At 69.7% G+C, this 10,848-nt stretch carries 9 protein-coding genes; 6 read left to right on the forward strand and 3 right to left on the reverse strand.

The window, feature by feature from the left end:
- Positions 1-8: 8 nt before the first annotated feature.
- From HDC31_RS05240 to HDC31_RS05250, 3 genes are read left to right on the forward strand one after another with little or no spacing between them, the layout of a single operon-like run.
- Positions 9-1,550 (forward strand): molybdopterin-dependent oxidoreductase, encoded by a 1,542-nt coding sequence (locus HDC31_RS05240; protein ID WP_113680825.1) that lies wholly within the window; start codon positions 9-11, stop codon positions 1,548-1,550.
- A 39-nt stretch (positions 1,551-1,589) separates the two neighbouring features.
- Positions 1,590-3,182: a methionine--tRNA ligase gene (metG, locus tag HDC31_RS05245; protein ID WP_179515876.1), complete on the forward strand. Its 1,593-nt coding sequence runs from the start codon at positions 1,590-1,592 to the stop codon at positions 3,180-3,182.
- Between the two features lie 3 nt (positions 3,183-3,185).
- Positions 3,186-4,079: a TatD family hydrolase gene (locus tag HDC31_RS05250; RefSeq protein ID WP_179515877.1), complete on the forward strand. Its 894-nt coding sequence runs from the start codon at positions 3,186-3,188 to the stop codon at positions 4,077-4,079.
- Here the strand turns inward: HDC31_RS05250 and HDC31_RS05255 are convergent.
- Complete coding sequence (locus tag HDC31_RS05255; RefSeq protein WP_258546328.1) at positions 4,058-5,344, reverse strand: MFS transporter; 1,287 nt, start codon at positions 5,342-5,344, stop codon at positions 4,058-4,060. The genes HDC31_RS05250 and HDC31_RS05255 overlap by 22 nt on opposite strands.
- A 53-nt stretch (positions 5,345-5,397) precedes the next feature.
- Between HDC31_RS05255 and rsmA the strand changes: the two genes are divergently transcribed.
- Genes rsmA through HDC31_RS05270 form a run of 3 tightly spaced genes read left to right on the forward strand, consistent with a single transcriptional unit; the run spans position 5,398 to position 8,296 of the window.
- On the forward strand, positions 5,398-6,279 hold the full coding sequence (rsmA, locus tag HDC31_RS05260) for a 16S rRNA (adenine(1518)-N(6)/adenine(1519)-N(6))-dimethyltransferase RsmA (protein WP_046749719.1): 882 nt from the start codon (positions 5,398-5,400) through the stop codon (positions 6,277-6,279).
- 9 nt (positions 6,280-6,288) lie between these two features.
- Positions 6,289-7,356 (forward strand): L-glyceraldehyde 3-phosphate reductase, encoded by a 1,068-nt coding sequence (mgrA, locus tag HDC31_RS05265; RefSeq protein ID WP_058632402.1) that lies wholly within the window; start codon positions 6,289-6,291, stop codon positions 7,354-7,356.
- A gap of 7 nt (positions 7,357-7,363) precedes the next feature.
- Positions 7,364-8,296, forward strand: a complete 933-nt coding sequence (locus tag HDC31_RS05270; RefSeq protein ID WP_113680828.1) for a 4-(cytidine 5'-diphospho)-2-C-methyl-D-erythritol kinase — start codon at positions 7,364-7,366, stop codon at positions 8,294-8,296.
- Between the two features lie 15 nt (positions 8,297-8,311).
- On the opposite strand, the gene HDC31_RS05275 is transcribed toward HDC31_RS05270, so the two are convergent.
- Positions 8,312-8,773: an Lrp/AsnC family transcriptional regulator gene (locus HDC31_RS05275; RefSeq protein WP_046749869.1), complete on the reverse strand. Its 462-nt coding sequence runs from the start codon at positions 8,771-8,773 to the stop codon at positions 8,312-8,314.
- A gap of 285 nt (positions 8,774-9,058) precedes the next feature.
- Positions 9,059-10,729 (reverse strand): helix-turn-helix domain-containing protein, encoded by a 1,671-nt coding sequence (locus tag HDC31_RS05280; protein WP_113680829.1) that lies wholly within the window; start codon positions 10,727-10,729, stop codon positions 9,059-9,061.
- Positions 10,730-10,848 lie beyond the last annotated feature (119 nt).

Genomic DNA, 10,848 nt, shown 5'->3' on the forward strand with positions numbered 1-10,848 from the left:
CTCGGGTCATGACGAACGCGCAGCACGCGACGAGGGACGACACGCTCCGCTCGGCTGCGGCCGGACTGAGCGCGTCGTTCCTCGCCGTCGGGCTGGCAGAGCTCGTCGCCGCTGTGGTCGAGCCGAGTGCGAGCCCGTTCGCGGTGATCGGGAGCGGACTCATCGACCTCGCACCGAGCTGGGCGAAGGACACCGCGATCGCGCTCTTCGGCACCGGCGACAAGGTGGCGCTGATCGTGGGCATCGCCCTGGTGCTCGTGGTCGTCGCCGCGCTCGCCGGCATCCTGGAGCGGCGACGGTCCGGTATCGGAGCGGTCATCCTCGGCGCACTCGGTGTGCTCGCGGTCGTGGCCGCGATGATCCGTCCGGGCGCTGGACCGTTCGCCTGGCTCCCGGGTCTCGTCGCCGGACTCGTCGCGGTGATAATGCTGCGTCTCCTCGTCGCTCGACTGCGTCCGGTCGCGGGCCTTGCCCCCGACGGTGAAGACCGCAGGCGGTTCCTGATGTGGACCGCCGGAGTCGCCGCAGCGGGTGCCGTCGCCCTCATCGTCGGTAATGTCGCGCGCGGAGCGAGCCGATCGATCGAGGCGGTCCGCGATGCCCTGCGGCTTCCGAAGGCAGCGGAGACCGCGGCCGCGGTTCCTGCCGGCGCGGAGCTCGACATCCCCGGTCTCGCCACGGTCGTGACCCCGAACGCGGAGTTCTACCGCATCGACACGGCACTGATCGTCCCTCAGGTCGACCCCGCCGACTGGTCGCTGCGCATCCACGGCATGGTCGATCGCGAGGTGCGCATCACCTGGGACGAACTGCTCGCCATGCCGCTGCAGGAGGCGGACGTGACGCTCGCCTGCGTGTCGAACGAGGTGGGCGGATCGCTCATCGGCAACGCGCGCTGGCTGGGGCTGCCGATCCGCGAGCTGCTCGCGCGTGCGGGCGTCGACGCGGAAGCGGACATGGTGCTCTCCACCTCGGCAGACGGCTTCACGGCGTCGACGCCGCTCGAGGCGCTCACCGACGATCGGGACGCTCTGCTCGCGATCGGCATGAACGGCGAGCCGCTGCCGATCGAACACGGCTTCCCGGTGCGGATGGTGGTGCCGGGGCTGTACGGCTACGTGTCGGCCACGAAGTGGGTCACGCAGCTGGAGGTCACGAGGTTCGACCGCGCCACGGCGTACTGGACGAGCCGCGGCTGGTCCGACCGCGGGCCCATCAAGCTGCAGTCGCGCATCGACGTCCCGCGCCGCGGACAGTCGATCCCGGCCGGGGACGCGGTGATCGCGGGAATGGCGTGGCAGCAGCATGTCGGGGTCGCCGGGGTGGAGGTGCGCATCGACGAAGGGCCATGGCGCAGGGCGGATCTCGCCACCGCGATCTCCGCCGACACGTGGGTGCAGTGGAGCCTCGACTGGACCGCCGAGAGCGGTTCGCACACCATCGAATGCCGGGCGCTGAGCGCCGACGGCGAGACGCAGACCTCGGATCCGGCCGCCCCCGCACCCGACGGTGCGCAGGGATGGCACCGCATCGACGTCTCCGTCGCCTGAGCGCGAAACCACCTCTCGTGCGGCACCTAGAATTGCTCCATGCCCGCAGGCGATTCCTTCTACATCACCACGCCCATCTACTACCCCTCCGACGTGCCGCACATCGGTCACGGGTACACGTCGGTGGCCGTCGACACCCTCGCACGGTGGCACCGCCAGGCGGGCGATGACACCTGGATGCTGACGGGCACCGACGAGCACGGTCAGAAGATGCTGCGCGCCGCCGCGGCGAACGGGGTCACTCCGCAGGAGTGGGTCGACAAGCTCGTCAGCGAGAGCTGGTTCCCGCTGTTGGAGACCCTCGACGTCGCGAACGACGACTTCATCCGCACCACGCAGGAGCGGCATGAGACGAACGTGCAGACGTTCTTCCAGCGCCTGTACGACCGCGGCTACATCTACGCGGGCGAGTACGAGGCGCTCTACTGTGTGGGCTGCGAGGAGTTCAAGCCGGAGTCGGAGATCGTCGACGGCACCGGACCTTTCGAGGGCCTGAAGGTCTGCGCCATCCACTCGAAGCCGCTGGAGCTGCTGCAGGAGAAGAACTACTTCTTCAAGCTCAGCGAGTTCCAGGACCGGCTGCTCGAGCTGTACAAGACCCAGCCCGACTTCGTGCGCCCCGACTCGGCGCGCAACGAGGTCGTGTCGTTCGTGAGCCAGGGCCTCAAGGACCTCTCGATCTCCCGCTCGACCTTCGACTGGGGAATCCCGCTGCCGTGGGACGAGTCGCACGTCATCTACGTGTGGGTCGACGCGCTGCTCAACTACGCCACGGCCGTCGGGTACGGCTCCGACGAGGAGACCTTCGCGCGCCGCTGGCCGGCGTACCACGTGGTCGGCAAGGACATCCTGCGCTTCCACGCCGTGATCTGGCCCGCGCTGCTGATGGCGGCGGGACTCGACGTGCCGAAGGGCGTCTTCGCGCACGGCTGGCTGCTGGTCGGCGGCGAGAAGATGTCGAAGTCGAAGCTCACCGGCATCGCGCCGACCGAGATCACCGATGTCTTCGGCTCCGACGCGTACCGCTTCTACTTCCTCTCAGCGATCGCCTTCGGCCAGGACGGCTCGTTCTCGTGGGAGGACCTGTCCGCTCGCTACCAGGCCGAGCTCGCGAACGGCTTCGGCAACCTCGCCTCGCGCACGACCGCGATGATCGAGAAGTACTTCGAGGGTGTCGTGCCGCCGGCGGCCGAATACACCGAGAAGGACCTCGCGATCCAGAAGATCGTGGCGGATGCCGCGTCGAACGCGGATGCGGCCATCGCGAACTTCCGCATCGACGAGGCGATCTCGGCGATCTGGACCATCGTGGACGCGCTCAACGGGTACATCACCGCGAACGAGCCGTGGGCGCTGGCCAAGCAGGCGAACAGCGGCGACGAGGAACAGCGAGAGCGTCTCGCCACCGTGCTCTACACCTGTGCCGAGGGGCTGCGTGCGCTCGCCGTGCTGCTCTCGCCGGTGATGCCGCAGTCGACGGAGAAGCTGTGGATCGCCCTCGGTGCCGTCGAGACCCTGGGCCGTCTGCAGGACCAGCCGATCCGCGAGGCCGGAGCCTGGGGCGTGCTGCGCCCCGGCACCAGCGTCAACGGCCTGGCGCCGCTGTTCCCGCGGGTGGAGTCCGCGGCCTGAGCGATGTCGGATACGTATGTGCAGCGCCGTGACGGTGACGGACGCAAGGATCTGAGGTATCCCGCCGCGCCCGAACCGCTGGCCGTTCCGGTGTACGACAACCACGCGCACCTGGAGATCGTCGACGGCGACGAGCCGCTGAGCCTCACCGAGCAGCTCGACCGCGCGGCGGCCGTTGGCATCGCCGGCGTCGTGCAGGCCTCGGGCGACATCGAGTCGTCCCGGTGGGCGGTCGAGGCCGCGGAGTCGGATCCCCGCGTCCTGGCCGCCGTCGCCATCCACCCGAACGATGCCCCGACCTACGCGGAAGAGGGCCTGCGGGGTGGCGTGGGCCTGGACGAGGCCATCGAGGTGATCGACGAGCTCGCCGCGCACCCCCGCACCAGGGCGATCGGCGAGACGGGACTCGACTTCTTCCGCACAGAGCCCGAGCGCCGCGCGCCGCAGTTCGCCTCGTTCGAGGCGCACATCGCGCTCGCGAAGAAGCACGGCATCGCGATGCAGATCCACGACCGCGACGCGCATGAGGCCGTGCTCGAGACGCTCTCCCGTGTCGGCGCCCCGGAACGCACGGTGTTCCACTGCTTCTCGGGCGACGACGCGATGGCCCGCCTCTGCGCGGACGCCGGTTACCACCTGTCGTTCGCCGGCAACGTGACGTTCAAGAACGCGCAGAACCTGCGGGATGCGCTGAAGGTGACGCCGCTCGATCGCATCCTCGTCGAGACGGATGCCCCGTTCCTCACCCCCGTGCCGCTGCGGGGCCGCCCGAACGCGCCTTACCTCGTGCCGATCACCGTGCGTTTCATGGCCGCCGAGCTCGACATCGAGGTCGACGAGCTGTGCGCCCAGCTGGCCGAGAACACCCTGCGGGTCTACGGCTCGTTCGCCGACTGAGTTTCGGGTTCCACGTCTTCGGGCCCGGTCTCGGCGACGGGCTTCGCGCTCACGATCTGCGAGATCGGCTTCCACACCAGCAGCAGGGTGAGGGCCGCCCCGACGAAGGCGAACCACCAGGGCGCGGTGAGTCCCCACACCTGGGCGATCACGCCGCCGAGCGCCTGCCCGACGACCATGCCGCCGAACACCCCGACCATGTTCACGGAGGCCACCCGGCCCTGCAGCTCGGCGGGCACCAGACGCTGTCGCACGGTCGTGGAGATCGTGCCCCAGACGAACGCGTACGCCCCGAAGAAGAACATGATGATCAGCGCGACCCATCCGGCGGTGGTGAGGGCGAACGCCAGGTGCATGAGCACCTCGAGCGACAGCACGACACGCATCAGGGTGGCGAAGGAGACGTGTCGCTCCAACCAGCCGAAGCTGAGCGTCGCGAGGATGCCACCGGCCGCCGACGCGGTCGTGAGGGCGCCGTAGCCCACCGCGCCCATCTGCAGGTGCTCCGTCGCGTAGAGCACGAGCACACCCCAGGGCGCCGCCCAGGTGATGTTGAACACCAGGATGATGAGCACCAGCGTGCGCACGGGCGGGTTGCGCCACAGCCAGCGGAGCCCCTCGGCGATGTCGGTGTGCACCGGCGTGCGCTCGTCGGTCGCGCGCGGCGGCACCGGGGTGCGAGCCATGCGGGAGATGAGGACGACCGCGAGGCTGACGCACACGACTTCGAGCAGGAACGGCCAGGCGGTGCCGGCGGCGAACAGGAAGGCGCCCAGCGGCGGACCGGCGAACTGGTTCGCCACCAGGTATCCGGCCTGCAGGCGTGCATTGCCGATGCCGAGGTCGGCGGGCTTCACCAGCATCGGCAGCAGCGTGCTGCCCGCCGTGTCGACGAAGACCTCGGCGGTGCCGTAGAGGAAGGCCACAGCGAGCACGATCCAGATGTTCGCGACGCCGGTGATCAGGAAGACGCACAGTGCGAGGAGCACGACAGCCCTGGCGGCGTTCGCGAACATGACCAGGCGGCGTCGGTCGAAGCGGTCGGCGATCGCTCCCGCATGCAGGCCGAACAGGAGCCAGGGGAGGAACTGCAGGATCGCGCCGGCCGCCACCAGGATCGGCGACGAGGTCATCGATGCGATCAGCAGGGGAGCGGCCGCGAGCGCGACGCCGTCACCGACGTTGCTCGTCCACGACGACGCGAGCAACCATCGGAAATTGCGGCCCATGCGACGGGGCGCGACGAGTTCTCCGAGGGAAGGCACCAGAGAAGACTACTGAGGAGGGGCGACATCGGAGTGTGGGGGAGAATGGGGGGATGACCGTCACCCTGCTCGGCGCCTCCGAGATCCGCCGCCTCGCCGCCGAGCTCGACGTCACCCCGACGAAGAAGCTCGGCCAGAACTTCGTCACCGATGCGAACACCGTGCGCAAGATCGTGCAGGCCGCCCGTGTGCAGCCGCACGAGCGCGTGGTCGAGGTCGGTCCGGGTCTCGGCTCCCTGACGCTGGCGATCCTCGAGACCGGCGCCTCCGTCACGGCCGTCGAGATCGACCACCGACTCGCGGCCCGGCTCGCGCAGACGGCCGCCGAGCACGGTGTCGAGGCCGACCGCCTCACGGTCGTCGATGCGGATGCGCTGCGCATCACCGAGCTCCCCGGCGAGCCCACCGTGCTGGTCGCCAACCTCCCCTACAACGTCTCGGTGCCGGTGCTGCTGCACTTCCTGGAGAACTTCGCGTATCTCCAGCGCGGCGTGGTGATGGTCCAGGCCGAGGTCGCCGAACGGCTGGCCGCGAAGCCGGGCTCGAAGATCTACGGCTCGCCCAGCGTCAAGGCCGCCTGGTACGGCGAGTGGAAGCTCTCCGGAAACGTCTCCCGCCAGGTGTTCTGGCCGGTGCCGAACGTCGACAGCCTGCTCGTCGGCTTCGACCGGTCCGAGGGTGAGCGCGGCACGGAGGAGGAGCGCCGTCGCACGTTCCAGATCGTCGATGCGGCCTTCAACCAGCGCCGCAAGATGCTGCGTCAGGCACTGTCCGGGATCTTCGGCAGCTCGGCTGCCGCCTCGGAGGTGCTGACCGCCGCCGGTGTCGCACCGACGGCTCGGGGCGAGGACCTCACGGTCGAGGACTACCAGCGCATCGCGCAGCACGCTCCCGCGCTGGACGTGCTCTCCGACGATGTCGCTTCCACCCAGTAATCTGGCACCGTGACCGACTCCCCCCGCTTCCGTCCCGATGTCCCCGAGCTGCACCGTCCGTATGCCGCGGACGAGAGCCGCTACCAGCAGTTCGCCTACCGTCAGGTCGGCACGTCCGGCCTGTACCTGCCCCCGATCTCGCTCGGGCTGTGGTGGAACTTCGGCGACAACATCCCGCTCGACAACCAGCGCGCACTGCTGCGCCACGCGTTCGACCGGGGCATCACCCACTTCGACCTGGCGAACAACTACGGCCCGCCCTACGGCTCCGCCGAGAAGAACTTCGGCCGCATCTTCGCCGAAGACCTCCGCCCCTACCGCGACGAGCTGATCATCTCGTCGAAGGCCGGCTGGGACATGTGGCCCGGCCCGTACGGCGACTTCGCGAGCCGCAAGTACATCCTCGCGAGCGCCGAGCAGTCGCTGACGCGGATGGGCCTCGACTACGTCGACATCTTCTACTCCCACCGTGTCGACCCGGTCACCCCGATCGCCGAGACGGTCGGCGCGCTCGACACGCTCGTGCGCCAGGGCAAGGCCCTGTACGTCGGTATCTCCTCCTACAGTGCGGAGCGTACGGCCGAGGCCGTGGCCGTCGCCAAGGAGCTCGGCACCCCGCTCGTCATCCACCAGCCCGCGTACTCGATCCTGAACCGCTGGGTCGAAGACGGACTGACCGACACCCTGGAGCAGTCGGGCCTCGGCGCGATCGCGTTCACCCCGCTGGCTCAGGGCCTGCTCACCGACAAGTACCTCGGAGACGGCACGGCCGAGCGTGCGCAGAAGCGCGGCTCGCTGCCGGAGGGCCGGCTCACGGACGAGGCCGTGCAGACCCTGCGTTCGCTGAACGAGGTCGCTCAGGGTCGCGGCCAGTCGCTCGCGCAGCTCGCACTGCAGTGGACCTTGCGCAGCCCCGTCGTCGCCTCGGCGCTGATCGGCGCCTCGCGTCCTGAGCAGCTGGATGAGAACATCGCGGCCGTGAACGGTCCCGACTTCACGACCGAGGAGCTCGCCCGCATCGACGAGCTCGCCGGCGCCATCGACGTCAACCTGTGGGCGAAGTCCTCGGAGCTGTGACCCGATCATGAGCCATGCCGCGTTCGCCGATTCCGTGCACGTGCGCGCCCCGGGGAAGATCAACGTCTTCCTCGGGGTCGGCGGCCGGCACGACGACGGCTATCACGCGCTGGCGACGGTCTTCCAGGCGGTCTCGCTCTACGAAGACGTGATCGCGCGCCCCGCCGACGACTTCTCGGTGACGGTCTCCGGAGTGGAGGACATCGATTCCGTGCCGCTGGACGACCGCAACCTCGCGATGCGCGCGGCCAAGCTGCTCGCCGTCGCGGTGGATCATCCGGGCGGGGTGGCGCTCGAGATCCGCAAGAGCGTGCCCGTCGCCGGCGGCATGGGGGGAGGGTCGGCGGACGCGGCAGCCGCCCTCGTGGCGTGCGATGCGCTGTGGGGCACCGGGCTGTCGCAGGCCCGACTGCACGATCTGGCCGCGCGTCTGGGTGCCGACGTGCCGTTCGCGCTGCACGGGGGAACGGCTGTGGGCACGGGGCGGGGAGACCAGCTCAACCCGGCACTCGCCCGCGGACGCTTCGACTGGATCCTGGTGCCCAGCGAGCAGGGGCTGTCGACGCCCGTGGTGTACGAGCGCCTCGACCTGCTGCGCGAGGACGAGGGCGCCCTGGCCGACGACCCGCAGCTGTCGCTGGACGTGCCCATCCCCGTGCTGCAGGCGCTGCGTTCGGGGGACCCGACCCAGCTCGCCGACACCCTGTTCAACGATCTGCAGGCCGCGGCGCTGTACGAACGGCCCGACCTCGCCGAGACGATCAGCCTCGGGGTCGCCGCCGGTGCGCTGCAGGGCATCGTGTCGGGCTCGGGGCCCACGATCGCGCTGCTCTGCCCCGACCCTGAGACGGCGCAGGACGTGCAGTCGTCCCTGCGGGAGAACGGGCTCGACCCGCTGCACGTGCACGGCCCCGTGCCGGGTGCCCGCATCATCGGCTGAGGATCGCGTGCCGGCTCAGTCGGCTTGCAGGAGCGCGCTCACCCGATAGGGGATCACTTCGCGCAGGAACAGGCTCGTCGACGTGCGGAGAATGCCGGGGCACAGCCGCACGACCTCGGCCACGCGGTAGAGGTCGTCGGGGTCCTTCGCGACGACACGCAGCAGCAGGTCGGTGTCGCCGGCGGGAGCGAAGCACTCCAGCACCTCGGGGACGCGACTGAGCGCATCGATCGCGTCCGTGATCTGATGCTGATCGAGTTCGACCAGGATCGAGGCCGCGACACCGCGCCCGAGGGCCTGCGGCAGCACTCGCGAGCTGTGCGCACGCAGGTATCCTCCGGATTCGAGGCGATCCAGTCGAGCGTGCACGGTGCCGCGGGCGAGGCCGAGATCCTGGGCGATCAGGGCGACCGGACGGCGGGGGTCACCGTCGAGCACGGTGAGGATCCTGCGGTCGGTCGCGTCGAGGTTGGCCATTTCGATCACCGTCGCCTTCTGTGCGGAGTCACGATTGATCGGATCGTTCAATCAGAAATCACTCTATGGTCTGAATGATTGCATTGTGGTCAAATCGGTGTCAGATACGCACGATGTCGGTCACGAGCGGACATCACGCGCACCCGAACGACAGGCCACGAGCCTCACGACCAGGGTGCAGAGGGCGACGGGCCACGAGCCTCGACCGGCCCCGTCCCTGCAGCCGCCTCGTTCAGCAAGGGGGCGGGGCGGGCGCACTCTCCGGATGTCAGGGCCGTCTGCGTCTCAGTCGCGGGGGACCAGCAGCCGCAGCTGCACCATGGCCGAGAACCGGGCTTCCGGGTCGGCGAGGTCGAGTCCGCTGATCTCCGACAGGCGACGCAGCCGGTAGCGGAACGTGTTGGGATGCGTGTAGACGCGGGCTGCGGCGACGGCCACATCTCCGAACGCGTCGAGCCAGGCGCGCAAGGTCTCCACCAGGTGCGTCCCCTTCTCCCTGTCCTGCGCCAGCAGCTGCGCGACCGGACCGGTGGGTTGATCGCCCCTGGCGCGGACGAGGTCGGCGAGTTCGACCAGCAGCGCCTCCATCTGCACCGAAGTGAACCGTGCGACCGGTTCGCCGGAAGGCGCCTGACGGACCACGCGCAGAGCTCGGTCGGCATTCGCGCGCGAGGAAGGGATGTCTGCGACCGCCTCCGCCACCGTGCCGACGCCGATGCGGATCTCAGCGGTCGCACCGAGCCGGCCCAGGAAGTCCGTGGCGACGCGCGCGGCGCGGCTGTCCGCGTCGGGATGCTCCGATCCGGGATCGGCATCGCCCTGCTCTGGGCGGATCCCGACGACGGCGTACACGACATCGCCGATCACGGCCACAGCCGAGCGGAGGTACACGGCCCCCAGGTGCACGGCGAACGCATCGGCGATCCGCTGCCTCTCCGCGACACCTCGTGCCCCGGCGGAGGGCTCGTCGTCGATGTCCTCCGTGGCGGACACGGCGAGCACGACGCACCGATGATCGCTCAGGCGCAGACGAGCCGTCGCATCCGCAGCCCCCGGCCCTCCCTCCAGGATCGTGGAGAGCAGGTCGGCGCGCAGTCGGCGCTCCACGTCGGCGCCGGCGCGCAGACGCAGCATGTGCAGGGCCACCAGCCCGGCAGAGTCCTTCAGCGCTCGCACGCGGTCGGGCGAGAGCGGTTCCTGCACAGCCGCCCAGATGGATCCGAGGATCTCGTCGCCCGCACGCACGGCCAGCGCCACGCGAGGGAACGACGGCAGACCCTCGGTGTTGGACACCGGTCCGACGTGGATCGGATCCTCGCTGCGGTACAGCTCCTGGAAGACGCCGCGCTCCTCGAGCTGCCGCGCGAACCGTTCGGGAACCTGCCGACCGAGCACCGTCTCGATGCGCGCCGGATCGGCCTCGTGCTGGCGACCCGAGAACGCGACGACCCGCGAGTTGCGGTCCTCGATCGTGACCGGTGCGTTCAGCAGCGTGGCGATCGCGTTCGCGAGGGCGAAGAGGTCGCCGGAGGGCATGCCGCCCAGCGTCGTCGTTCCCTGATCGCCGACGTCACCCTCGGCGATGAGCGAGCGCAGCATGGCAGCCAGTTGCGCCCACGACGCCCCGCGGGTGAGCGCGAGCACCGGGATGCCCGTGGCCTCGGACGCATCGCGCACCGGTTGTTCGGCCCGCACCGGAGCGCGCAGCATGAGGGCGGAGGCGTGCTGGGCAGCAAGGTTCTGCAGGAGTTCGGCGATCTCATCGGGATCGCTCAGCCCGACACCGAGCACGAGTGCCCCGCGCATCGGCATCGCGTCGTCGAGGACGTCGTGGATGACCACGGTCTCGATCTCGGCCTCGTCGTCGACGGCGCCGCTCACCACCTCGAGCAGGGTGTTGCCGAGGTCTTCGATGACCCGGCCGAGGCTGGCGCGGGGCCTGGTCGTCACGGACATGAGCACAGCGCCCAGGCTAGGGGGCGACCACGGGTGGGGGAGCTGTGGGGCACGACGAAATCGTATCGACTCTTGGTCGGTCTCGACAGGATCGTCGTGCCCCACAAGGGCCGTCAGCC

The organism is Microbacterium sp. JAI119 (assembly GCF_013410135.1).
GTDB classification, from domain to species: Bacteria; Actinomycetota; Actinomycetes; order Actinomycetales; family Microbacteriaceae; genus Microbacterium; species Microbacterium oxydans.